The 24,767-nt window shown below is 51.1% G+C and carries 26 protein-coding genes; 6 read left to right on the top strand and 20 right to left on the bottom strand.

What is annotated here, in order from left to right; genetic code table 11:
* Nucleotides 1–82: 82 nt before the first annotated feature.
* The 4 genes from ACPAOP_RS09600 to dcd all read left to right on the top strand — a co-directional run bounded on the left by ACPAOP_RS09600 (nt 83) and on the right by dcd (nt 3,338).
* Nucleotides 83–310, top strand: a complete 228-nt coding sequence (locus tag ACPAOP_RS09600) for a DUF1653 domain-containing protein (protein ID WP_423707794.1) — start codon at nt 83–85, stop codon at nt 308–310.
* A 281-nt stretch (nt 311–591) separates the two neighbouring features.
* Nucleotides 592–1,401 carry a substrate-binding domain-containing protein gene (locus tag ACPAOP_RS09595; RefSeq protein ID WP_423707793.1) on the top strand — a complete coding sequence of 270 codons (810 nt, stop codon included), beginning with the start codon at nt 592–594 and terminating at the stop codon, nt 1,399–1,401.
* A 222-nt stretch (nt 1,402–1,623) separates the two neighbouring features.
* Complete coding sequence (locus ACPAOP_RS09590; protein WP_423707791.1) at nt 1,624–2,643, top strand: XdhC family protein; 1,020 nt, start codon at nt 1,624–1,626, stop codon at nt 2,641–2,643.
* Nucleotides 2,644–2,771: 128 nt separating this feature from the next.
* On the top strand, nt 2,772–3,338 hold the full coding sequence (gene dcd, locus ACPAOP_RS09585) for a dCTP deaminase (protein WP_423681975.1): 567 nt from the start codon (nt 2,772–2,774) through the stop codon (nt 3,336–3,338).
* Nucleotides 3,339–3,426: 88 nt separating this feature from the next.
* Here the strand turns inward: dcd and ACPAOP_RS09580 are convergent, their stop codons facing one another.
* The 18 genes from ACPAOP_RS09580 to ACPAOP_RS09495 all read right to left on the bottom strand — a co-directional run bounded on the left by ACPAOP_RS09580 (nt 3,427) and on the right by ACPAOP_RS09495 (nt 20,902).
* Entirely contained in the window at nt 3,427–4,347 is a 921-nt protein-coding gene (locus ACPAOP_RS09580; protein WP_423707790.1) for a flagellar brake protein, read from the bottom strand.
* A gap of 207 nt (nt 4,348–4,554) precedes the next feature.
* The gene (locus ACPAOP_RS09575; RefSeq protein ID WP_423681978.1) at nt 4,555–6,825 is read right to left on the bottom strand and encodes an Orn/Lys/Arg decarboxylase N-terminal domain-containing protein; all 2,271 of its coding nucleotides are present in this window, start codon (nt 6,823–6,825) and stop codon (nt 4,555–4,557) included.
* 303 nt (nt 6,826–7,128) lie between these two features.
* Nucleotides 7,129–7,917: a MipA/OmpV family protein gene (locus ACPAOP_RS09570; RefSeq protein ID WP_423707789.1), complete on the bottom strand. Its 789-nt coding sequence runs from the start codon at nt 7,915–7,917 to the stop codon at nt 7,129–7,131.
* Between the two features lie 15 nt (nt 7,918–7,932).
* Nucleotides 7,933–8,502: a DUF4337 domain-containing protein gene (locus ACPAOP_RS09565; protein WP_186883607.1), complete on the bottom strand. Its 570-nt coding sequence runs from the start codon at nt 8,500–8,502 to the stop codon at nt 7,933–7,935.
* An 11-nt stretch (nt 8,503–8,513) separates the two neighbouring features.
* On the bottom strand, nt 8,514–8,996 hold the full coding sequence (locus ACPAOP_RS09560) for a dihydrofolate reductase (RefSeq protein ID WP_423681983.1): 483 nt from the start codon (nt 8,994–8,996) through the stop codon (nt 8,514–8,516).
* Between the two features lie 23 nt (nt 8,997–9,019).
* Complete coding sequence (locus ACPAOP_RS09555; protein ID WP_423681984.1) at nt 9,020–9,814, bottom strand: thymidylate synthase; 795 nt, start codon at nt 9,812–9,814, stop codon at nt 9,020–9,022.
* Between the two features lie 236 nt (nt 9,815–10,050).
* The gene (locus ACPAOP_RS09550; protein WP_423707788.1) at nt 10,051–11,664 is read right to left on the bottom strand and encodes a sensor histidine kinase; all 1,614 of its coding nucleotides are present in this window, start codon (nt 11,662–11,664) and stop codon (nt 10,051–10,053) included.
* 242 nt (nt 11,665–11,906) lie between these two features.
* Nucleotides 11,907–12,101 carry a Fe-S cluster assembly protein IscX gene (gene iscX / locus ACPAOP_RS09545; protein ID WP_423681987.1) on the bottom strand — a complete coding sequence of 65 codons (195 nt, stop codon included), beginning with the start codon at nt 12,099–12,101 and terminating at the stop codon, nt 11,907–11,909.
* A gap of 14 nt (nt 12,102–12,115) precedes the next feature.
* On the bottom strand, nt 12,116–12,454 hold the full coding sequence (fdx, locus tag ACPAOP_RS09540) for an ISC system 2Fe-2S type ferredoxin (protein ID WP_423681988.1): 339 nt from the start codon (nt 12,452–12,454) through the stop codon (nt 12,116–12,118).
* Between the two features lie 48 nt (nt 12,455–12,502).
* Nucleotides 12,503–14,368 carry a Fe-S protein assembly chaperone HscA gene (gene hscA / locus ACPAOP_RS09535; RefSeq protein ID WP_423707787.1) on the bottom strand — a complete coding sequence of 622 codons (1,866 nt, stop codon included), beginning with the start codon at nt 14,366–14,368 and terminating at the stop codon, nt 12,503–12,505.
* Nucleotides 14,369–14,431: 63 nt separating this feature from the next.
* Entirely contained in the window at nt 14,432–14,935 is a 504-nt protein-coding gene (gene hscB / locus ACPAOP_RS09530) for a Fe-S protein assembly co-chaperone HscB (protein WP_423707786.1), read from the bottom strand.
* Between the two features lie 8 nt (nt 14,936–14,943).
* A complete protein-coding gene (iscA, locus tag ACPAOP_RS09525; RefSeq protein WP_423681993.1) occupies nt 14,944–15,267 on the bottom strand; it encodes an iron-sulfur cluster assembly protein IscA in 324 nt (107 codons plus the stop codon).
* Between the two features lie 95 nt (nt 15,268–15,362).
* On the bottom strand, nt 15,363–15,749 hold the full coding sequence (iscU, locus tag ACPAOP_RS09520) for a Fe-S cluster assembly scaffold IscU (protein ID WP_423707785.1): 387 nt from the start codon (nt 15,747–15,749) through the stop codon (nt 15,363–15,365).
* An 83-nt stretch (nt 15,750–15,832) separates the two neighbouring features.
* Nucleotides 15,833–17,086 (bottom strand): IscS subfamily cysteine desulfurase, encoded by a 1,254-nt coding sequence (locus ACPAOP_RS09515; RefSeq protein WP_423707784.1) that lies wholly within the window; start codon nt 17,084–17,086, stop codon nt 15,833–15,835.
* Between the two features lie 16 nt (nt 17,087–17,102).
* Nucleotides 17,103–17,585: a Fe-S cluster assembly transcriptional regulator IscR gene (iscR, locus tag ACPAOP_RS09510; RefSeq protein WP_423681996.1), complete on the bottom strand. Its 483-nt coding sequence runs from the start codon at nt 17,583–17,585 to the stop codon at nt 17,103–17,105.
* A 165-nt stretch (nt 17,586–17,750) separates the two neighbouring features.
* A complete protein-coding gene (locus ACPAOP_RS09505; protein WP_423707783.1) occupies nt 17,751–17,951 on the bottom strand; it encodes a VF530 family DNA-binding protein in 201 nt (66 codons plus the stop codon).
* Nucleotides 17,952–18,199: 248 nt separating this feature from the next.
* Nucleotides 18,200–19,711 carry an aldehyde dehydrogenase family protein gene (locus ACPAOP_RS09500; RefSeq protein ID WP_423682275.1) on the bottom strand — a complete coding sequence of 504 codons (1,512 nt, stop codon included), beginning with the start codon at nt 19,709–19,711 and terminating at the stop codon, nt 18,200–18,202.
* Between the two features lie 99 nt (nt 19,712–19,810).
* Nucleotides 19,811–20,902, bottom strand: a complete 1,092-nt coding sequence (locus ACPAOP_RS09495) for a saccharopine dehydrogenase family protein (RefSeq protein WP_186883593.1) — start codon at nt 20,900–20,902, stop codon at nt 19,811–19,813.
* A gap of 144 nt (nt 20,903–21,046) precedes the next feature.
* Between ACPAOP_RS09495 and ACPAOP_RS09490 the strand changes: the two genes are divergently transcribed.
* On the top strand, nt 21,047–21,493 hold the full coding sequence (locus tag ACPAOP_RS09490; protein ID WP_423681999.1) for an Lrp/AsnC family transcriptional regulator: 447 nt from the start codon (nt 21,047–21,049) through the stop codon (nt 21,491–21,493).
* Between the two features lie 107 nt (nt 21,494–21,600).
* Here ACPAOP_RS09490 and ACPAOP_RS09485 read toward each other — a convergent pair whose 3' ends face one another.
* Together ACPAOP_RS09485 and ACPAOP_RS09480 are read right to left on the bottom strand one after the other, a co-directional pair.
* The gene (locus ACPAOP_RS09485; RefSeq protein ID WP_423707782.1) at nt 21,601–21,927 is read right to left on the bottom strand and encodes a hypothetical protein; all 327 of its coding nucleotides are present in this window, start codon (nt 21,925–21,927) and stop codon (nt 21,601–21,603) included.
* 120 nt (nt 21,928–22,047) lie between these two features.
* On the bottom strand, nt 22,048–22,362 hold the full coding sequence (locus ACPAOP_RS09480; RefSeq protein WP_423682002.1) for a hypothetical protein: 315 nt from the start codon (nt 22,360–22,362) through the stop codon (nt 22,048–22,050).
* Nucleotides 22,363–22,552: 190 nt separating this feature from the next.
* On the opposite strand from ACPAOP_RS09480, the gene ACPAOP_RS09475 reads away from it, so the two are divergent.
* Nucleotides 22,553–24,730: a hypothetical protein gene (locus ACPAOP_RS09475; RefSeq protein ID WP_423707780.1), complete on the top strand. Its 2,178-nt coding sequence runs from the start codon at nt 22,553–22,555 to the stop codon at nt 24,728–24,730.
* Nucleotides 24,731–24,767 lie beyond the last annotated feature (37 nt).

The raw sequence follows: 24,767 nt of genomic DNA, 5'->3' as shown, positions 1-24,767 counted from the left end.
GGTCATCCGGCACCGTCAGCAGATTTGCTGCAGACGAGGCATAATCTCGACCTGATGTTGAATTGTTGAAGGAATGCTGACGATGAACCAGCCACAAAAATACCGGCACTACAAAGGTGGTGTTTATGAACTGGTCTGTGAAGCGATACAGGAATCCGATCTCAGCCCGGTGATCGTTTATCGTTCCCATAACGGTAGTATCTGGACTCGTCCGAAATCGGTGTTTTTTGAAACGGTGGAAGTGGATGGTGTTCATGTACCACGTTTCGCCGCGATAGACGACGATGAGGTGCAGCACTTGTCATCGTAAGATTGGGCAATAACGGGTGTCAGACGCTGAAATTGCGTTCATCAACTGCCTTCGGAATCCTGAAATATACTCCCCCCAGTATATTTAAACCCCCTTTGTTTATAAGGACATGAAGGTGAAATTGGCACATACTCCCCAATTTATCGCTAAGACAAAGGGTGTCACAGCAAACTGATGCGACGGAACTGCTGCCCAGACGACACTCCCACACGATACCGTTGTCACGAGAGCAAACAGGTTTCATGCGAAAATAGCACCACTCACTTACAGGAACAGGAGAAATGATGAAACGCTTTATTCTTGCCATATCACTGACTTTGCTCGGCGCACAGACGCCACTCAGCGCTCAGGAAGTGCTGCGCCTGTCCACCACGACCAGTACCGAAAATTCCGGCTTACTGAAAGCCATTCTGCCGGACTTTGAAGCGAAAACGCACATGAAGGTGCATGTGATTTCCGTCGGCACAGGCAAGGCGTTGGAACTGGCGAAAAACGGCGACGTCGATGTCACGCTGGTACATGCGCGTGCAGCAGAAGATAAATTCGTTGCCGAAGGTCACGGTATTAACCGCCGCGATGTCATGTATAACGACTTCATCATCGTTGGACCCACGGAAGATCCAGCCGGACTGAAAGGCAGCAAAGATGTGATCAATGCACTGCGCAAACTGGTGGCGAGCAAAGCGAAATTTATTTCGCGTGGTGACAATTCCGGTACCGATCAGATGGAGCAGGCGTACTGGAAAGAAGCGGGCGTAAAACCCGCGGGCAGCGCCTATGTATCTGCCGGTCTGGGGATGGGGGAAGTGCTGACGATGGCTGCGCAGATGCAGGCATACACCCTGACTGACCGCGCGACTTACGGCGCGTATAAAGCGAAAACTGGGTTGGCAGTGCAGGTCGAGGGCGATCCTAAAATGTTTAATCCTTACGGCATCATCGCGGTTAATCCTGCGAAGTACAAGGACATCAATATTCGTGGCGCCAATAGCCTGATCGAGTGGATGACCTCGGCAGAAGGTCAGAAAAAAATTGCTGACTTCAAGGTTGACGGACAGCAATTGTTTTTTCCTTCTTACAAAAAGCAATAATTAACAATAACAGGACTTACGCAAAACCGCTTCGGTGACGTTGTGGCTCCCGGTCATACTGTCCGAATGCCTTCGTCGCCATGCCTTGCCGGAGCAATTTTGTGTAAATTCCAGACAATCAATAAGCGGATTTCCTTTTACTTTTCAGTTTTTCGTTTTTATGGCAAGGGTGTTCGTCAGTTGAAGACCCTGACCGATGTCTTACCACCATGAACAATCATTATGGATAGTGTTGATCTCGAAGTGCTCAAATCCTGCGATGCCTGGATCAGGAGCGGGCGCCGCTGCGAGTTTGTGACAGTGATCAAAACCTGGGGTTCCAGCCCGCGTCCCGAAGGTTCTATGCTGGGTATTTGCGAAGATGGTCGCGTGATTGGTTCTGTGTCCGGCGGCTGCATAGAGGATGATCTGATCGCCCGGGTACAGCAGCACGGCATTACCCGCATTGTCCCGGAAATTGTCACTTACGGTATTACCGCCGATGAGGCGCATCGTTTTGGTCTGCCTTGCGGCGGTACGATACAACTGGCGATAGAGCCGCTGACTGATCGCAGCAGAATAGGTGAATTACTTGACCGACTTGCCGGGCACGAACTCACAGCACGAACCGTGGATCTGGTCTCGGGTGACGTCACGCTGGCGAAGGCCGATGCAAACGCGCAACTGATGCTGACGTCTGAGCGCCTGATTACTGTGCATGGCCCGCGCTGGCGCTTGCTGATTATCGGCGCTGGTCAGTTATCCCGTTTTCTGGCGGGTATTGCCGTTGGTATGGATTATCAGGTGACCGTGTGTGATCCGCGTGAAGAATATCGTGTCGGCTGGCAGGTGGATGGTGTGCAGGTCGTTCATGCGATGCCGGATGATCTTGTGCTGGAAATGCAGCTCGACAGCCGCAGCGCCGTGGTGGCTTTGACGCATGATCCTAAACTCGATGATCTGGCACTGATGGAAGCGTTAAAGACCGAAGCGTTCTACGTCGGTGCAATTGGTTCCCGTCTGAACAATGCGAAGCGGCGCGAACGTTTGAAACAGTTTGATGTCAGCGACGCGCAACTCGCAAAATTGCATGGCCCTGTCGGCTTGTATATCGGTAGTAAGACGCCGGCTGAGATTGCGATTTCAATTCTGGCGGAAATGACCGCCGTCAAAAACAAAGTTCAGCTTCCCGCCGGAACCCGGGTTGAAGAAGCCAAATTACTTGCGGCTCAGCTTGCCTCTGAAGCGTATTGCGGTGTCTGATCATCGCGAATCGCCGCGATATCCGTTTTCTGCAGCGCTGGGTATGTAATAAGCTGCGTAATAAGCTTAATGCACGGAGCGATTTCGCGTAGAATTCCACCCAATATTAATCGGGCAGGAGATTTTGCATGAGTATCAAATCAGATAAATGGATACGCCGCATGGCGGAGTCGATGAATATGATCGAGCCGTTTGAGGCTGGTCAGGTACGTGAACGCGATGGTCAGCGTATCGTCAGCTACGGCACTTCATCGTATGGCTACGATATCCGTTGCGCCGACGAATTCAAAATCTTCACCAATATCAACAGCACCATCGTCGATCCGAAAAATTTCGATGAAAAATCATTTGTCGATTTCAAAGGCGATGTCTGCATTATTCCGCCGAACTCTTTTGCGCTGGCAAGAACCATGGAATATTTCCGTATTCCGCGTAATGTACTGACGATTTGCCTCGGTAAATCAACCTACGCGCGCTGTGGGATTATCGTTAACGTGACGCCGTTTGAGCCTGAATGGGAAGGTTATGTGACGCTGGAATTTTCTAACACGACACCGTTGCCAGCCAAGATTTATGCCGGCGAAGGTTGTGCGCAGGTCTTGTTTTTCGAAAGCGACGAAGTCTGTGAGACTTCGTATAAAGATCGTGGCGGCAAATATCAGGGGCAGTATGGCGTGACCTTGCCGAAAACCTGATGCGCTAAATTTCAGATTGTTGCAGATAAGAAAACGGACGGCGAATTTGCCGTCCGTTTTTATTTGCTGACGCATTTTTTCTCGTGCTTTAATCCATTTCGGCGAGTGTCTGATGCACGAATGCCGACAGAATCAATCGGGATTGCGGTGTCAGGTTAATGAACTCAAAACCGAGGCGGAATTCGTCGCCTGTTTCCGTGGTGGCCACTGAGCGCAGTATCACGTCCAGTACCAGATATTCATCGTTACCGGCGGCATTCACTTTGAATTTGATGACACCTGTATCGCCTTTTTTTCCTATGGATTTTTTCAATATCCCGGAGGTTCCCCCCATGCTGATATCTCCCAGCGTGGCGGCGGCAGTCTGCTCCGGATGACCGATCGTGATGGATGCAATGATCCTGACCGTTGCCCTTGCACCTTGACGGATGGTTGTCGAGCGGACTTGTTTCGGATAGCTCAGATGCAGATAAGAAAAGGGTGTGTAGACATATTTGATCAGGTTGGCAGTGAATGCGTAGGCTTTTTTACCTGGGAACGCGCGGATGATAAACGCTTGTCCTTCCCGTATTGATGCAGCTCTTCCGTCGATCGTCGGTGCCGTGACGAGCAGTGATTTATTTTTCACATAGCCTATCAGTCTGACCGTGTAACGGGTCGCTGCCTGATCGTGAGTTTGCAGATGAAACACTTCGCCGACTGCCCAGCGTACGCTGTCGAGCTCAACGATGCTTTCCTTATTGAGCTCGGCAGGCTTTGATGTCGTATCTGGTGTGGTTTTGGTGCTGAGTTGCTCGAGGCTGGGTAGTTTTGACGGAATACTGTCCCACAAATGATTCGCATCACAGTAGCCGACTTCTAACAGATGATTCAGCTGCTGCTGATCCGTGACATGGACGCCTGATTTAAACAGTATCTGACCTGCCTCATTGTATATGGGCCAGTGAATGGTCTGACCAACACTGACGTCGGCGTGTTTCAGAGACATTAATCCTTGGATTTCACCCATCTGTTTTTTCCATCAATTGGCCGCAGCGCATTGTTATTCACTTGTCGACGGCAGGCTGACCAGAGATCAGGGCTTCCGACTGTTTTTTTACTGCCAGACCGTACAGTTATTCCGGTGTTGCATGATTGCTTGTAACAATAAAGCAAGCGCCTGAAAATTGAAAGATTTTCAGGCGCTTTTGCTGTTGTATCAGAACCGGAGTGAGGCTTATTTGGTGTTTTCTGCACCAAGTTTCACGCAGTCAACAAAGTAACCGAGTTTGCCATCCATCTCCGCTTTGACCAGTCCATGGCAATCTGTTTCAAAACCAGGGAAACGCTCATTGAAGTCGCGGACGAAACGCAGATAATCAACGATGGTGCGGTTGAAACGCTCGCCCGGAATCAGCAGCGGAATACCCGGTGGATACGGTGTCAGCAGAATCGCGGTGACACGTCCTTCCAGTTCATCGATGGAGACGCGTTCAATTTCCCGGTGCGCCATCATCGCAAACGCATCGGATGGTTTCATCGCCGGTTGCATATCAGACAGATACATTTCCGTGGTCAGACGGGCGACATCATGACCTTTGTAGGCTTCATGAATACCTTGGCAAAGGTCTTTGAGTCCGGCACCTTCATAGCGTGGATTTGCTGCCGCAAACTCAGGCAAAATGCGCCAGATAGGCTGGTTTTTGTCGTAGTCATCTTTGAATTGCTGCAATGCTGTCAGCAATGTGTTCCATCGGCCTTTGGTAATGCCGATGGTAAACATGATGAAGAAGGAATACAGTCCGCATTTTTCAACAATGACGCCGTGTTCCGCCAGATACTTGGTCACGATGGACGCCGGGATACCGGTGTCGCCAAATTTACCTTCCAGCGACAAGCCCGGGGTGACAATGGTTGCCTTGATCGGATCGAGCATGTTGAAGCCCGATGCGAGGTTGCCGAAACCATGCCAGTTGTCTTCCGCACGGATCACCCAGTCTTCACGCGAGCCTATACCATCGTCTGCAAATTCTTCCGGTCCCCATACCTGGAACCACCAGTCTTTGCCCCATTCCTGATCGACTTTACGCATCGCACGGCGGAAATCCAGTGCTTCCAGAATTGACTCTTCTACCAGTGCAGTGCCGCCCGGTGCTTCCATCATGGCTGCAGCGACGTCGCATGAGGCGATGATGGAGTACTGCGGCGAGGTTGAGGTATGCATCAGGTAAGCTTCATTGAAGCTGTCGCGATCCAGTTTAACGGTCTGCGATTCGCGCACCAGAATTTGCGATGCCTGAGAAATCCCTGCCAGCAATTTGTGTGTCGATTGCGTAGAGAAAATCATCGATTGCTTAGCGCGTGGCCTGTCTTTGCCTATCGCATGCATGTCTTTGTAGAACTCATGGAAGGTCGCATGTGGCAACCAGGCTTCGTCGAAATGCAGCGTGTCGATTTCGCCATCCAGCAAGTCTTTCAGCACTTCAACGTTGTACAGCACACCATCGTAAGTCGATTGTGTGATGGTCAGAATACGTGGCTTCTTATTTTTAGCTTCGCGTGCAAACGGGTTCGCCTCGATTTTGCGACGTATGCTTTCCATGCTGAATTCTTCCAGCGGAATCGGGCCAATAATGCCAAGGTGATTACGGGTCGGCATCAGGAAGACCGGAATTGCGCCGCACATAATAATCGAATGCAAAATCGATTTATGGCAGTTGCGGTCAACGACCACGATGTCGCCGGGCGCGACAGTGGAATGCCATACCATCTTGTTCGAGGTCGAGGTGCCGTTAGTGACGAAGTAGCAGTGATCAGCATTGAAAATGCGTGCGGCATTCCTTTCAGAAGCAGCCACCGGGCCGGTATGATCGAGCAACTGACCGAGTTCTTCCACCGCGTTACAGACGTCTGCACGCAGCATGTTTTCACCAAAAAACTGATGAAACATCTGGCCGATCGGTGATTTTAAAAACGCTACGCCGCCGGAGTGACCCGGGCAGTGCCACGAATATGAACCATCATTCGCATAATGCACCAGCGCGCGGAAGAATGGTGGCGCCAGACTATCCAGATACGATTTTGCTTCACGGATGATGTGGCGCGCGACGAATTCGGGCGTGTCTTCAAACATATGAATGAAGCCATGTAATTCGCGCAGAATATCATTCGGAATATGGCGCGACGTGCGGGTCTCGCCGTACAGATAAATCGGGATATCCGCATTTTTGTAGCGGATTTCTTCGACGAAGGCGCGCAGCGATTTCAGCGCGTAATCGGTTTCTTCGTCAGTACCGCCGCCAAATTCTTCATCATCAATCGAGAGTATGAAGGCAGACGCGCGCGATTGCTGTTGCGCAAACTGGGATAAATCGCCATAGCTGGTCACACCCAGCACTTCCATGCCCTCAGTTTCGATCGCATCGGCGAGCGCGCGAATGCCGAGACCTGAGGTGTTTTCAGAACGGAAGTCTTCGTCAATGATGACGATGGGGAAGCGGAATTTCATTGAGGTCTCCAAAAAAGCCTGGTACTGGGGAGACGCCTGGGCAAGTTAAATCAACCGCTTGCGCGCCGAAAAATTCAAAGAAGCGAATTCTCTCAGATATGTGGTCCGTTATGTGAAAAAAAACAGTGATTTTAAGCAATCGGAGTGTAATTTCACGGGATTGTCATTTACTGCGGAATATCGCTATTTTTTGATGTTAAAAAAGCTAATTGAGGCGCGTTTTCCTGATTAAAAACGCTATATAAAAACAAAAAAGTGAGTACCGCTGGCGATACTCACTTTCGCGGTCAGCATGCGTATGACTCAGAAGCGATAACTTGCCGCAGAGAAGACGGTGACCGGTGTTTTGTCAAAAACGAACGGACTTTTCGCTGCATCGCCAGACAAGCGGCTGATGGAGGCGCCGGTCGTCAGCGACCAGTTGGTATCGATAGTCCAGTGCCAGCTCGCACCAAGGCGGACATCGGTGATACCGGCGGAAGGCGTGAATTGCGCATAACCGCTGGCAGCCGACTGACGTGCATTCACGCCGAAATAGGATTGTGCATAATGACTATTAGCCCAGTTTGCACCGATGCTGGCTGAGATCCGGTGATCTTTGTTGAGCGCGGTTGTTGCACGGGCACCGAGGCTGACTTGCAAGCCATTATGATCGACGCCGGAACCATAGCGTAACGACGACACCAGAGAATAATTCGGATTGAACGAGTAATTCAGGAATGCGCCGGGTTCCAGCGCGGTGCTGACGTCGCCGAGTCCACGCAATTTGCCAGAACGGGATTCGTCACGCGCAGCTTCCAGCGACATGCGCAGGCCATATTGCAAGCTGGCGTTTTTAGAGAAGTTATAGCCCAGGCCGTTGAATGCGCTGAAAAACGCGCCATTTTTCCATTGTGCGTCGAACAGGGGATAAGCGGCAACGCGGTGTTCATCGGAACCTTTGTATTTAGGGATGAACAATACGGCACCGCCGAGGGAAAAGTTCACATCTTTCGCTAAATACGCTTCAGGAACCAGATTGACGAATTCCGCTGTCTGCGCCTGCGCTGAACAGGCACTGACCAGTAAAATAAGGCTAAAAAGTTTTTTCATTCTGATCTCTCAATATTAAATATGAAACCAGGCGAGCCCGGCAAGCGCTACACCAATACCGGCCACACCATACGATGCATATTGCAACCATTTCTTTTTAGTCAGTAATGTGATGGCGGCCAGCGAAATAGCAATCTGCACCGCCGTCATTGCCTGCGCCCAGCGATGGTGCTGATGCAAGGCGTTTTCTGATTTTTCTTCCCATTCTTTCGATTCTGCTTCGAGTTTTTCCGCGTCTTTCTTGATCGCTTCTTTCTCGCTTTCGTAACGGGCTACCTTGGCTTTGTATTTTTCTGCGTCGGCACCGGGTAATACCATGGCGAGTTCAGCCAGATTTTGCTTACTCGATTTTGACTGATAAAAATTCCATTGGTTCGCTGCTTCAGTCTTTTTGATCGCTGCTTCATTTTTAAACATGGCTGCGTCATTTTGTGTAGCGCCACCTTCGTAACCAAACAAGGCGCCGACGGTTGCCATAATCGCGGTCATGACCGCAATACGGCTGGCAAAATCATCGTTACCATGCGCTGCATGCTCTAATTCATGGTCATGTGGGCCGTGTACGTGAAAGCCGTGTCCTGACATTGTGTTTCCCTTTAAATTTTTTCGTATGTAACGAATGCGTAATGTAATTGTTTTTGTTCTGAAAAATGCTCTTCGCGTTGCGTTTCTTTCCATACCTCTGGCGCTATCGCCGGAAAGAAAGCGTCGCAGGCAAATGCCTGGCCGATTTCGGTGACGATCAATTTATCGGCGAGCGGTAATGCCTGCTGATAAATTTGCGCACCGCCGATGATGAAAGCATCCTGACCATGTGTTGCCGCCTGTGCCGCCTCTATCGAAGGATAGGTTTCTACTCCTTCATGCTGCCACGCCGGATTGCGGCTGATGACGATATTACGCCGGTTCGGCAGTGGTCGCCCGATGGACTCAAAAGTCTTGCGTCCCATAATAATCGGATGACCGCTGGTTGTCCGTTTGAAATGTGCCAGATCTTCCGGCAAATGCCAGGGTAGGGCGTTATTGATGCCTATGCCTGACTGGCTATCCGTGGCAACGATAATGGTCATGGATGACATGCTGATGACTTTCGTTTCTTTTTTTACACCGCAACCGGTGCTTTGATATGCGGATGGAATTCGTAGTTGCGGAATTCGAAATCCTCAAACTTGTAATCGAAAATCGATGCTGGCTGGCGCTGAATGACCAGCTGCGGCAACGGTAGCGGCGCACGCGATAATTGCAAATCAACCTGTTCCATGTGATTTGAATACAAGTGGCAATCACCGCCGGTCCAGATAAAGTCGCCAACACCAAGACCTGTTTGCTGCGCAATCATGTGCGTCAGCAGGGCATACGAGGCGATATTAAACGGCACCCCGAGGAAAATATCGGCGCTGCGCTGATAAAGCTGACAAGACAGTTTGCCGTCGGCGACATAAAACTGAAACAGCGCATGGCAAGGCGGCAGTTTCATTTGTGGAATATCGGCCACATTCCATGCCGAAACGACTAAACGACGCGAGTCAGGATTGCTTTTGATTTGCTCGATCAGCTGCTGGATTTGATCGATATGCTGGCCGTCCGGCGTGGGCCAGTTGCGCCATTGCGAGCCATAGACAGGCCCGAGATCGCCATTCTCATCGGCCCAGTCGTCCCATATAGAAACGCCATTGTCTTTGAGATACTTGATATTAGTGGACCCGGCCAGGAACCAGATCAGCTCATGCACGATGGATTTCAGATGCAGTTTTTTTGTTGTGACCAGCGGAAAACCCTCATTCAGGTCAAAACGCATCTGATAGCCGAAAACGGACACCGTGCCGGTACCGGTACGGTCAGTTTTTTTTGTTCCGTGATCGCGTACGTGACGCATGAATTCGAGGTATTGACGCATAGAAATGGGGTGAAACTGTACGAAATGAGGCAGCAGTATACATCAGGCGGGCATCTGCCTGCAGGCGTCGTTGTGTGAACAATAGTATTTGTTGCACTGCATACGATACGGCAAGTGTTGCGCTGCGGGAAAAACGAGTATTTTTAATACTCCCCCTATAAATTAGCAAAACCGGCTGAATCTCAGCGTCAGCATTGGGGTTTTTTATATACTGGGGGGAGTATTTTTAAGCCGGATTAACTCTCTGTCAGCAGCGGATCGTTGGAATGATTATCGCCCGGTGCGACCAGCGGTAATCTGATTTCAAAGCGGGAACCTTGATCCGGTTTGCTCGAGACATGAATCGTGCCACCAAGTACATTGGTGATAATGTTAAACGTGATGCTCAGGCCAAGACCGCTGCCGCCCTGACCAAACTTGGTGGTGAAAAACGGCTCAAAGATGCGGTTGATAATTTCTGGTGGTATGCCCTTGCCATCATCGGTGAAGATGATGAGGACGAATTCACCTTGTTTGACTGCAGTGCAGTGCATAACGCCGTGGCTGCGACCTTCTAAACCGTGGATGACGGAGTTATTGACGAGATTATTGAAGACTTGTCCCAGTAAGCCCGGATAACTATTGAGCTCGATATCGTCAGGAATATCCAGCTCCAGTGTGAATGGTGTTTTGCGCAGACTGGAATGCAGCAATGCAGATAATTCCTGCAGTGTGACTTTCAGGCCAAAAGTACGCCGTTGCGCGCTCGACTGATCGACTGCGACCTGCTTGAAATCTCCGACCAGATGCGCGGATTGCTGTAAGCCGCGCAATAACAGTTTGGATGAATCCAGTGCGGTGGTCGCATAACGGGTTAGGTCGGAACGTCTAATCTGATTATCTTCCACCATTTTCAGCAACTGACGGGTTTCTTCTTCGAGTGTGCTGGCGACCAGCAGGCAGTTGCCCAGCGGAGTATTCAGCTCATGCGCGACCCCGGCGACCATGGAACCCAGTGCTGCCATGCGTTCTACCCGCGCCAGCTCAGATTGCGCGGTGTTAACGTTGTGCAGCGCAGCTTCAAGGTTGCGGTTAACCGATTCCAGTTCTTGCGTTCTTTGCCGTACTTTGGATTCCAGCGTGCCTGAGTATTCCAGTAATTGCTGGTTTTTGATTTCGAGTTCGCCAAAGGAGCGTTTAAGCGCCTGACGGGTCATTTCCAGACTGTTCGCGAGGTGACCTAACTCATCTTCGCGATTGAGGTTGATCGGTGCATTCAGTTCGCCATTGGCGAGGCGGTCAGACTCATCCATCAGTAAGCGCACTGGTTTGACCAGACGCCACTGCAATACCATCAGAATAAACACAATTGCCAGTACCAGCGACAGCACCGCAGTTGTCACATAGCGACGGAAATCAGAACGCAGGCTTTCGCGCAATAAATCTTCAGCGAGCGTCAGTTTGACTTCACCGATGACCTGGCCACCGTGCTTGATTTCGCGGACCATGCTGGTGAATGGGCCGACCTGACTTTGCATGTGAACGTCGTTCTTGATAAATTCTTTGCGATCGGGCAGGGTGATGACTTCGATCTTCGCAACACGCGGATCGGAATAAACAACTTCGCTGGAAATGTTGGCGATCTCCGGCGTGATTTGCCACAAAGGTTCACTCAGAATGACGGACAGAATATCGACCAGACGCTTGTGATCTTCGTTATTGCGAATCCTTGCCGCGTTTTCTATCGTGCTCAGATGGTAAGGAACAAGAATGGCTGCGGGAACTGCGACACCGAAGATGACCGCGAGGATAATAGCAAGGCGTAGGGTGATGCGGCTGCGGATGGAAGAAAGAAAGTTTCGAAACCGCATTACTATGTCCTTGAACGTCACAGTTGTGTGGAATGCCGGGGGATCAGTTGTACTTGCTGCGAACTGATCCTGAGCACAATGTCAGACGAGTCAACCGGGCGACCGGAGATGCAGGATGCTGCATCGGCAAATCGGTAGACAATCGGGAAATATTAAGAGGTTTTTTGTTTTTGAGCAAGATATGCATGTGATTGTTTGTGCAATCCACATGCATTGCGTTGAGATAGCAACAAATAGCTTTTTTATTTGGCTTCTTCTATCCAGGCGGCCTGGATTGCTTCGAGAACTTTTTCTCCGCCACGCGCGTGATCGTCGTCAAACTCCGCAAGATCGACGATGCGGTTATGCAGGTCAGTGAAGCTTAAGCTCAGGGGGTTAACATCCGGATATTGATCGTATAAAGCTTCGGCGATACGATGTATTTCAGACCATTTCATGGTGGCCACCTTGTTCAGTGATTTTCGCGGGCGTGATTGATCGTGTATTTCGGAATCTCTATCGTGATGTTCTGCTTGCCCAGTTTCACCTGACAAGACAGACGGGAAGTGGCTTCCAGTCCCCATGCGGCATCGAGTAAATCTTCTTCATCGTCAGACGATGCATTCAGTGACTGGAAGCCTTCGCGTATGACCACGTGGCATGTGGTGCAGGCGCATGACATTTCACATGCGTGTTCGATTTCAACATCGTTTTCAACCAGGGCTTCACACAGGGATTTACCTTCCGGTACTTCGATCACGGTACCTTCGGGGCAAAGTTGAGGGTGGGGCAGAACGGTAATTTGTGGCATGTCAGTCTCAGTATTAGTCAGTGTTGGCCAGTGGCGATGCGGCGGAAATCAGGCGATCTCGTCAAGTGTTTTTCCAGCCAGGGCAGAGCGTACGCTCTGATCCATGCGGCGTGCCGCAAACTCTTCGGTACCGTGCGCCAGATCGGTAATCGCGTTATGTAAAGCCTGGTGGTCGTCTTGCTGTGCAAGATGTTTTACTTGTTGCATCAGTTGCGAGATAGCATCGTATTCAGCGTCTGAAATCAGATGACGATCGGCCTCTAATGCCGATTGGGTTGCCAGCAAAATTCTTTCTGCCTCGACCTGCTCTTCGCGCAATGCCCGTTGCTGCATATCTTTATCTGCGGAACTGAATGAATCCTGCAACATGCGTGTGATGTCGTCATCGGCCAAGCCATACGACGGTTTGACGGTAATGCTGGCCTCAACGCCGGAGCGCAATTCGCGTGCAGAAACTGAAAGTAATCCGTCGGCATCTACCTGATATGTGATGCGGATACGTGCGGCACCTGCCGCCATTGGCGGAATGCCACGCAATTCAAAACGCGCCAGTGAGCGGCAGTCGCTGACCAGTTCACGTTCGCCTTGTACGACATGGATCGCCATTGCCGTCTGGCCATCTTTGAATGTCGTGAATTCTTGTGCGCGGGCACAGGGAATGGTGGAGTTACGGGGAATAACTTTTTCTGCCAGTCCGCCCATGGTTTCCACGCCCAGCGACAGCGGAATCACGTCCAGCAGCAGCCAGTCATCACCGGGGGCGCGATTGCCGGCCAGCAGATTAGCCTGTATTGCTGCACCGAGAGCAACGACTTTGTCCGGATCGATATTTGCCAGCGGCATCGTATGGAAAAATTCGCCGACTGCTTTACGTACATGCGGCATACGTGTCGCACCGCCAACCAGTACCACGCCATCGATGTCATCCGCCGACAAACCTGCATCGCGTAAGGCTTTGCGGCAAGGTGTAATGGTTTTCAGTACCAGATTCTGCGTCATCTCTGCGAACTGCGCGGCGCTGATCTGCAGATGTACGCTTTCGCCTGAATTCAGTTTTGCGTCGATATACGTGCTGGTCTTGCTGGATAAAATTTCTTTGGCTTCGCGCGCCTTGATCATCAGCGTGCTGGTATCTTCGTCAGATAACGGGGCCAGTTGCGATTCCTGCAAAATCCAGCAAAACAGCCTATGATCAAAGTCATCGCCGCCGAGAGCAGAATCGCCGCCGGTCGATAAAACTTCAAATACGCCTTTGCTCATTTTCAGTATCGAAATATCGAAAGTCCCGCCGCCCAGATCATAGACTGCGTAAGTACCTTCCGATGCATTATCCAAACCGTATGCAATCGCAGCGGCGGTTGGCTCATTCAGCAGTCGCAATACATTGAGACCAGCGAGTTTGGCGGCGTCTTTGGTTGCCTGCCGTTGCGCATCATCAAAGTAAGCAGGAACGGTAATGACAGCACCGACCAGATCGTCGCCCAGTGCATCTTCGGCTTGCTGACGCAGTGTGGCGAGAATCTGCGCGGATACTTCGACCGGACTTTTAATGCCGGCGATCGTGTTGATCTGCACCATGCCCGGGGCATCGAAAAAATCGTAAGGCAGACTCTCAGCGTGAGCGATATCTTTCAGACCGCGGCCCATAAACCGTTTGACGGAGACAATCGTATTTTTCGGATCGTTACTTTGTTCTGCCTGTGCTTTAAAGCCGATATGTGCATGACCGTTAGGAAGATAACGGACGACAGACGGCAGCAAAGGGCGTCCTTCTTCATCATTCAATACTTCGGGAATACTGTTGCGTACAGTCGCGACCAGAGAGTTAGTCGTACCAAGATCAATTCCGACTGCCAGACGGTGCTGGTGCGGAGCGGTGGACATGCCGGGTTCGGAAATCTGCAGTAAAGCCATGGTGTTATCTACGTGGATGGCAAGCCATCAGATGGGCGCAGTCATGCGCGGAGTTATTCGGATTCAGTCTTCCAGCGCTGCAATGTCGGCGATGAATTTTTCCAGGAACATGCAGGTGCGTATGTGCAGCGTTGCAGCCTTGTAGTCCTGCGCGTCAAGCGCTGAGCCAACTTGTTGTAATTCTGATTTCAGTGCGCCATGTAGTTCATTTTCAAGTGCCATCAGTGCACTGATGTCGTTGGCATGACGCGCATCTTCAAACGCTTCGCGCCATTCCATTTGTTGCATCAGGAAGGCGGGAGGCATACTCGTATTCGATTCTGTCTGCAAATCTATCCCCTGTAACTGACAGAGGTAGCTTGCGCGTTTCAGAGGCTTTTTCAGCGTTTGATAAGCCTCGTTGGCGCGTGTCGCCCATTGCATTGCGACACGTTTTTCTGCTTCGCTGGCTTGCACAAACTTGTCCGGATGAACGGTGTTCTGGACTTCGCGGTAAGCGCGGTCGAGTTGTGCGCTATCCAGCGCGAACTGTTGAGGCAGGTGAAACAGCTCAAAATGATTTTGCATGCTGAACCTTAAATCCGGAAGCTTTCGCCGCAACCACATTCATCCTTGACATTCGGATTGTAAAACTTGAAGCCTTCATTCAGACCTTCGCGAGCGAAGTCGAGTTCGGTACCGTCGATGTAAGGCAGGCTTTTCGGATCGACAAATACTTTGACGCCATGAGATTCGAAAATCTGATCATCACTACCGACTTCATCCACATATTCAAGTTTGTATGCCATACCTGAACAGCCGGTCGTGCGTACGCCAAAGCGCAGGCCTATGCCTTTGCCGCGACGCTCCATATAGCGGGAAACGTGTTTTGCTGCTTTTTCTGTCAGTGTGATTGCCATGGTATTTCCAATCTCTACGGCAGCATCGCTGCCGTATTTTTAGTCAAGCCTGATGCTGCCTTGTTGATACTGATTGATACGTATTGCGGATCTGCTTATTGTGCGCCGTGCTTGTTTTTGTAATCCAGCACTGCTGCTTTGATCGCATCTTCCGCCAGAATGGAACAATGGATTTTGACCGGCGGCAAAGCAAGTTCTTCTGCAATCGCGGTATTTTTAATTTCCAGTGCCTGATCCAGCGTTTTGCCTTTCACCCATTCAGTAACGAGCGAAGAAGAGGCAATCGCAGAGCCGCAGCCATAGGTTTTAAATTTTGCATCTTCAATCACGCCATTCGCGCCGACTTTAATTTGCAGTTTCATGACGTCGCCGCAGGCAGGTGCGCCAACCATGCCGGTACCAACGGTTTCGTCGCCTTTTTCAAAAGCGCCGACGTTGCGTGGATTTTCGTAATGATCTAAAACTTTATCTGAGTATGCCATGATGATGCTCCTGAATTTTTTACTATCTGTTTTTCTGGTGAACCATATCACCAGAATCCGGATATGTTAATGAACGTGCTGCCTTAGTGTGCTGCCCACTGAATTGTCGAGATATCGATGCCTTCTTTATACATATCCCACAGTGGTGATAATTCGCGCAGCTTTTCTACTTTGGTTTTCAGCAGATTGATCGCGAAATCAATGTCTTCTTCAGTAGTGAAGCGGCCGATCGTAAAGCGTATCGAGCTGTGTGCAAGTTCATCGCTGCGACCAAGTGCGCGTAATACATACGATGGCTCCAGACTTGCGGAAGTGCATGCGGAACCGGACGAAACGGCGATGTCTTTGACCGCCATGATCAGGGATTCGCCCTCAACATAATTGAAGCTGACGTTCAGGTTATGCGGAACACGGTGCGCCATATCGCCATTCACATAGGTTTCCTCGATTTCATTGAGACCTTTGGCCAGCCGATCACGCATGGCACGTACATGTGCCAGCTCGCTTTGCATTTCTTCTTTCGCGATACGGAAGGCTTCACCCATGCCTACGCATTGATGCGGTGCCAGTGTGCCGGAACGGAAGCCGCGTTCATGACCGCCACCATGCATTTGCGCTTCAAGGCGCACACGCGGTTTGCGGCGGATATATAACGCGCCGATACCTTTCGGGCCGTAAGTTTTGTGCGCAGAAAAAGACACCAGATCGACTTTGACTTTCTCCAGATCGATCTCAACTTTGCCGGTTGCCTGGGCTGCGTCGGAATGAAAAACGATGCCTTTTTCGCGGCACAGTTCACCGATTTCAGCAATCGGCTGAACCACACCGATTTCATTATTCACCCACATCACCGAGACCAGAATCGTGTCTGGGCGGATGGCTGCTTTTAATTGCTCAAGCGTGATCAGACCATTGTCCTGCGGTTGCAGATAGGTTGCTTCAAAACCCTGGCGTTCCAGTTCGCGCACTGTATCGAGCACGGCTTTGTGCTCGGTTTTCACCGTAATAATGTGCTTGCCTTTGGCTTTGTAGAAATGCGCTGCACCTTTTAAAGCGAGGTTGTTACTTTCCGTCGCGCCGGATGTCCAGATGATTTCGCGCGGATCAGCATTGACCAGTGCCGCGACATTGGCACGTGCTTCTTCCACTGCGGCTTCTGCATCCCAGCCATACATATGACTGCGTGATGCTGGGTTACCGAATTGCGCGCGCAAAAACGGAATCATCTTGTCAGCGACACGCGGATCAACCGGCGTCGTTGCCGAGTAATCCATGTAAATCGGAAAGTGTGGTGTTTTCAGCGTGTCGATCAGACTTTGTTCCAGAGGGGCATTCATTCAAGACTCCAAATATTCAAGTGGCAGTGTGATTGGCATGCGGCTGACGCATAACAATGACCTGGTTTTCCGAGATTTTCTGTTTTTGCTGATTGACCAGATCCTGCAGGGAAACTGAGTCAAGATAGTCGACCATTTTAGCGTTCAGCGTCGCCCATAAATCATGCGTCATGCAGTGCAGGCCATTTTCATGATCGCTGCCATGACAACTGCCTTTGCCGCCGCATTGCGTGGCATCGAGCGGTTCATCAACGGCAATGATGATGTCTGCGACCGTGACTTGTTGGGCTTTGCGGGCCAGGTTATAGCCGCCGCCGGGGCCGCGTACTGATTCGACGATTTCATGCCGACGCAGTTTGCCAAACAGTTGTTCGAGATACGACAGGGAAATATCCTGACGTTGGCTGATACCGGCGAGCGTGACAGGACCCTTGTCCTGACGCAATGCCAGATCAATCATTGCCGTAACGGCAAAACGTCCTTTAGTAGTGAGGCGCATACGCTAGCTCCTGGTGCCTGAGACAGAAATTCCTGAATGCCCTGAGTTGTTGAGCATTTTGATCAAGTATAGCAAACTTGAGTAATTCTGTCAGGCAAGGGCTTTTTTTCCGATGGCGGGGAAGGTGCAGCGGGTGTCACGGCTTGCCGCGAATGTCAGCGCAGATCAGGATTGCAGAAATAGCTGTTCAACTTTTTCGCGTGCCCACGGCGTTTTGCGTAAAAATGTCAGGCTCGATTTTACACTCGGATCAGAAATGAAGCAGCGCACCGGTATTTTTTGCCCTAATACTTCCCAGCCGTACTGATCAACCAGACGGTGAAGAATTTGCTCTAAGGTAATGCCGTCGAGACTGCGTTTTTCCATGATATGTGCCAATATTTATGCCAATAAAGGGGAGTATGTGTGATTTTACGGCGAATGTCCGCGTAAAGTCTGGGCTCTTAAATATACTCACCCCAGTATATTCAGCTGGTTGAAGTTGTTTGTACCTCTCTTTGACCTCATAGCGGCTGTCGTTGAGCGGTGCTACGACGCCGCCACCGTGTCTGCTGACACGAATAAAAAAGCCCCGGCAAAGTAGCCGGGGCAGAAGGCTGGAGGCAAACCCTGATTCAGATATCGAAGCTGATTCCCTGCGCCAGCGGCAGCGAGTTGCTGTAATTAAAGGTATTGGTAGCGCGGCGCATATAGGCTTTCCACGCATCCGAACCGGATTCGCGACCTCCGCCGGTATCTTTTTCGCCGCCAAAAGCCCCGCCGATTTCTGCGCCTGACGGGCCGATATTCACATTCGCGATACCGCAATCGCTGCCAGCTGCAGAGACGAAGGTTTCGGCTTCACGCATGTCGGTGGTGAAAATCGCGGAGGATAAACCTTGCGGAACCGCGTTATTCCATTCGATCGCCTGTGCCAGATCGTGGTAGCGGACGATGTACAGAATAGGCGCGAAGGTTTCGTGATGCATGGCTGTCGTCTGTGCCGGCATTTCTACGATTGCCGGGCGCACGTAATAGCCGGCTTCGCAGCCGGACACAGTAACGCGTTCGCCGCCAAACACTTTTCCATGTTCAGTCGAGGCAGTTGCCAGCGCAGTTTGCATTGCGTCAAACGCTGCCTGGTCAATCAAAGGGCCGACCAATGTGGTTTTTTCCAGCGGTGAGCCGACAGGCAGGCCGGCATAAATTTTCTGCAGGCGCGGCACCAGTGTGTCGTAGATGCTGTCATGCACGAACAGGCGGCGCAGGGTGGTGCAGCGTTGTCCGGCCGTACCCACCGCTGAGAAAGTGATCGCACGTACCGCCATTTCCAGATCGGCGCTGGGCGCGACGATCATGGCGTTGTTGCCGCCGAGCTCCAGTATGCTGCGTGCGAGTCGCTGTGCGCATACGGCGGCGACCTGTTTTCCCATGCGTGTGCTGCCGGTGGCGCTGACGAGTTTGATGCGTGGATCGGCGACCATGCTGGCACCGGCATCACGACCGCCGATAATCAGTTCGGCTAAACCTTCGGGTGCATCGCTGCCGAATCTGGCAACGGCCTTCATGAATAAAGCATGGGTGGCAATCGCGGTCAGCGGCGTTTTTTCTGATGGTTTCCAGATCACGCTGTCCCCGCAAACAAAGGCCAGCGCGGCATTCCATGCCCAGACGGCAACCGGGAAGTTAAATGCCGAAATTACGCCGACTACGCCCAGCGGCAGCCATTGTTCCATCATCCTGTGTCCCGGACGTTCCGAGGCGATGGTCAAGCCGTAAAGTTGACGTGAGAGCCCGACAGCGAAATCGCAGATATCGATCATTTCCTGCACTTCGCCCAGACCTTCCTGCAAAATTTTTCCAGCTTCGAGCGTGACGATTTTACCCAGCGCTTCTTTGTGCGTGCGTAACTCGTCACCAAACAGGCGCACCAGTTCACCGCGGCGTGGTGCCGGCACTTGTCGCCATTGCTGAAATGCCGCATGTGCGCGGCTGATGCGGGCATCGATCTGCGCAGCGGAGTCGGCAGTCAGACTGGCGAGCGGCGTGCCATCGACAGGGGAAATGCTGTGCAGTTCTGTTCCCTGATAATGGCGGAGATCAACTCCCATGCTATTGAGTAAGGTGTGAAGTGTCGCGTTGTCCATAATCATGATTGCTCATTTTGGGGGAAGCGGGTCTTCTTGTGGATGACCCGCTTCGGTTAAAAATAATAACGTCACAGCAGAACGGCAGCCTGCCGGAGATCAGACAGCGTAATACTGACCAAAACGGTTACTTAGGAAATCAGATAACTTCGTTTGCTCTTGTCGCACCAGCCCGCGTTGTGGCAGCTTGCCGCTGACCACCAGATCCACCATCGCGCAGATGCCGGAAGCGGTTGTTAATTGTATGGCAGACAGCAACTGACCATTTACATTCTGAGCATAGATTTTTTTCGCGTACGATTCTTGTTCGAGTCGGCCAGCGCGCATACCGACCACGCTGACGAATACCAGCACCACGTCTTGCTTGGTCATAGGAATGGACGTTTCCAGCACGTCTTTCAGTATCGGGCGGCGTTCGATTTTCCCGAGTTCCAGATCACGGATCAGCATTTTGACGATGTCGCGATGGCCTGGGTAGCGCACGGTTTTGTAATTCAGATTTTGTACCTTGCCCTCCAGACTTTCGCAGAGTGTGCCGAGGCCGCCGGAAGTGTTAAAGGCTTCATAGTCGATGCCATCGAGTGAAAAATGTTCGATTTCTTCGAGTGCGGCGGTTTCACGTAGCTGGCCATCGACGATCGCTTCACAAGGATTGCAGTATTCGTTGATCAGACCGTCAGTGCTCCAGGTCAGGTTGTATTTGAGTGCATTGTTCGGAAATGTCGGCAGGGCACCGACGCGCATGCTGACATCACGCAGGGTGTCGAAACGCTGAGCGACATCGTTGGCAACGATAGAGATAAAGCCCGGTGCCAGACCACATTGCGGCACAAATGCCGAATGTGCTCCCTCGGCCAGTTGCTTGACGATGCGTGTGCTTTCCACATCTTCGGTCAGATCGAAATAATGCGAATTTGCCTCGCGCGCAGCACCGGCAATAATGGGCGTCAGAAAATAGGGACAAGCGGACAGCGTTACCTGATGGCCGCGTATCAGTTCAGTCACCGCAGCTTTGTCGCTCAGATCGGCCTGCACGATACGGGTGTGTGGAAATGCGGCCTGTTCTACGTACTTCAACCGTTGTGGGTCGCGGTCTGCCACCGTGATTTCGTAGTCGCCAGTGTGCGACAACAGGTTCAGAATTGCGTCGCCGATTTTACCTGCGCCGAGCAGGATGAGTTTGCTTGTCATGATGTTCTCCAAAACCTGATGGATGTTGTAAAAAGGTGCTGGAGCAAGTGTAGATGTAAATTTTGTCAGATAATAGCAGGTGAAATATCGTCAAAATGTAGTTAAATAATTCAATATGACGATATGTAAAAACAAAATGACGATATGAAACCTGCGCTCGATGAGATTGATCAGAAAATACTTGCCTTGCTGATGGATGATGCACGCACGCCGGTGACGACGATTGCCCGGCAGGTGGCGATTGCCCGTACGACCGTTATTGCCAGAATCGCGGCATTAGAAAAACGCGGCATCATCGAGGGCTACGGCGTCAGGCTCAGTCATACGATGCGCCAGCCTGCAGTCAGGGCGTATGTGGGAATGTCGGTTGAGGCGAAGTACGCACCATTGCTGATTCGTCATTTGCAGCAATTGCCGGAAACCGAAACCTTGTGTGCGGTTAGCGGAGCAATTGACTACATGCTGACTTTGCGCTGCGATACAACAGAAACGCTGGATCGTTTGCTGGATCAGATCGGTGCAATGGATGGGGTGCGGCAGACTTCGACTTCAGTCATCCTTAGTAAAAGAATAGACCGCGCTGCTTTATGATACTGCTGGAGACGAGATACTCCCGGTGAGTATGCTTAAAGAGTCCACGCCGTTACTTGAGTCCGGCGCGATGGCATAGGGGAGTATCTTACGAAATCAGGGCTTGTTCAGGAATTGCTGGACGCTTTAATCTGCGCTTTTTTATCGTAAGCACCGGTTTTTTTCGCGACGTTATTGTCTGAAAAATGGGTGTTCGACTGCTGCAGGATTTGCAAATGTACCGATGCGCGATCAACGCCACCACGATCAAGCTGTGTCTGAACTTGCGCACTTGCGCTGGCAGAGGCAGATTCCTGAGCGACGTCAACGGTGTTTCTGTCTTGTGGATTCGGCGGAATTGTCATGGATGTCATGGCCAACACGTTGCTGCAAAAGACAGTACCAGCCAGCATGGTGGCTGAAAGCAAACTCAGGAGTAGCGGTTTTTTTGACATGATTACCTGCTGATATGTGAATGCTGCAAACGAAAGTAAATGCAACTATAAGGTAAGTGTTGTGACTTGCCAAACAATTTAGTGTAAATTTTTTTTCAGATCGTCAGTTTATTTGCTGATTCAGACCAGCAAGGCTGGTTTTTTATACATTTTTGTTTTTGCTTGCTGAAGGTTCCGGTCCTGACGGTCAAATGCCAGTTTTTCTTCGGCTGTCAGACGTTTTCCTGTAATTTCCACGGTGTGTACAGTGGATGCGGATTGCGCAAGGTCGAAAGCGATCTTCTGTTGCTCCGTCATTCTCTGGGCTGTTATTGTAACGACAGGAATCAGTGGGTCGTTGATGGCTGTTTGCTGGAATGCTGTTGTCAATGCGATGGCTGCGGCAAATCCAGCGATGCTGAAGATGCTTAATTGTGAAGTTGTCAGTGATTTCATGGTTGCTCTCCGGTTGTTTGATTGGTGTTGCGATGGTTGTACTGTAAATAACGCTCCAACATATCGCCAGCGAGATGCGATGAAATGCAGAAAGCCGGGAATAAAGCTAAAAAAACAAGGACTGAAATGCGATGCATCAAGTACAACTTTGATGAACAGAGAGTAAGAATGACATTTTCCCGGAGGCGATATGCCTGAATTCAGAAGTATTTGTCTGTGCTTGATACTGAGTGCATTGTTGCCCGCAGTGGTGCAGGCGCAGTCCTGGGGCAGCTATCCGGCAATGCCGCCAGCGGTGGTGGAGGCAGTTCAGGCGGTGAAAGATCAGGCTCACCATGAAGCACCAGATCCTTTTCGTCTGTTTGAGCAAACGGAGCATGCGCAGATCAAGGACTGGCTGCAACGACAGAATGCGCTGACTGACAATGTCATTACACGTATTGACGGCCGGGAATCCTTACTGGCGCGTTTGCGGGGGCAGATGTTGTCTGAAGTGCCGAGCGTTCCTGTTGCCGGGAAGGCCGCTGTGATTGGGGATATAGAAACCACTGACAGCAGGATCTATGTTCAGACGGGTGCAGATCAGCGCAGCCGCGTGCTTATTCAAAACAGAGTCGTTGGCGCTGAGCGGGTCTTGTTTCTGACTGGAGACAATGAGCATATACAGCGCCTGTTACCCGCGCCCGACATGAGCAAACTGGGCGTGCTGACACAAATCAATCGTCATGGTCGCACAGAATGGTCACTCAGTCTTATCCAGATCAGTGACGGTCAGTTATTGGATGATCGCATTACGCCGGCTGATGATGCTGAAAATAATGCGTTCTGGAAAGCGGATAGCAAGGCAGTTTTTTATACCCGCTATGCTGATCGCCAGAACAATGGAATTCAGCAGGGAAAGATCGAAATGGCGCAGCACATCATCGGCGAGCCGGTGCGCATTGATAAAGTGGTCGTCGGTGCTGGTATGGCAAAACCTGTCCGCTTGTCGTCTGACGACACTGTGCGCATGAAAATCGTACCGGACGCGGCGCTGGTATTCGTTGAAGTGACGCACGCGAACGGCAAAGCAAAAAGCTACTTTTACGCAAAACAAAGTGATGTGACTGGTGTTGGCACAGCCTGGAAATTGTTTGCGGCGCCTGCGGATAAAATCGAGAGTCTGGCGTTCGCCGGTGACGCAATCTATCTGTTATCGCGTAAGAAAACGATTAATGGCAGTCTGTTAAAAGTCGATTTAAAAACGCTGAAGCTGAGTCAGGCAAAGCCATTGGTGAAAGATGGAGCCGCGATCTTGCATGAATTATTCGCAGTAAAAGACGCGTTGTATTGGCATGCAAGTGAAGCGGGAGTGAGTCAATTGCTGAAAGCTGACGCGAATAGCGGGAACATCAGCGCTATCGTTTTGCCTTTGCGGGGACAAGTCAGTGAAATATCGTTGGAGCCCGCCTCTGGTCAGCTTTCCTTTATTCTGCAGTCTGCCAGTGTTGCACCAGCCAGATATCGCCTTGGTAAAGACAGACAGCTTGTTTCAGTCTTGCCCGCAGGAACGGCAGCGCAGCCAACTGCCGATATTCTGAGTAAAACTTTCTATTTGGCCGCAGCCAATGGTGAGCGTATTCCTTTAACACTGATTTATCACGCTGGCCTGGAAATGGATGGCAGTCATCCTGCGTTACTGGTGACCGACTATGCGACGCCGCCAATCTTTGCCCCCGGGTTTGATGCAGGCAGAATGGCGTGGCTGGAGCAGGGCGGTATTGTGGCGATCGTGCAAATGCGTGACGCTGCAAATGGCAGTGATGGCAAGCAATCCAAATCAGTGAAATATCCTTTGTCGGGGAACATGCATGCACAAAGTGCAAATGTGATTCTGGCGGCAGAGTATCTGGTCAGGGAAGGCTATACCTCGCCCGAAAAACTGACAGCGGAGGAGGTAGATTCCGCGAAAGATGCTGTGATGAAAGCGGCCTTGCGCCGTCCGGATTTGTTCGCAGCAGTGCATGTGCACAATGTCCGTAGTGAGGCTTTGCCAGCCACAGATCAGAAAAATACTCCGAAAAAAAATCGCACGACTAATGCTGACACCGTATTCGCGTTTGATGAATTGCGTTCTGGCGTGGCCTATCCTGCGATGCTGATATCCGCGGATGTCACTGATGCTACCGCGCCACTGTGGATGTCTGCCAAATTAGCCGCTGGTATGCAAATACTGAGTACCAATAAAAATCGCCCGGTATTCCTACGCACTTCCGGCAAGAAGCCGGGGGCTGATGAATTGTCAGTGTCGGCTGAACGCGCCGACGCGTGGGCGTTTCTGTTGTGGCAGGCCGGAGTCAGGAAGTTTTCTTTTGGTGCCGGGAAATAAGCGGACAGCGACAACTTTGCTATCCGCTTACTGGGGC

The organism is Undibacterium sp. WLX3042, assembly GCF_049544825.1.
In the GTDB taxonomy this organism is placed as follows: domain Bacteria; phylum Pseudomonadota; class Gammaproteobacteria; order Burkholderiales; family Burkholderiaceae_D; genus Undibacterium.
Note: the sequence above shows the minus strand (reverse complement) of the source record. Positions and strands in the feature narration are given on the sequence as shown.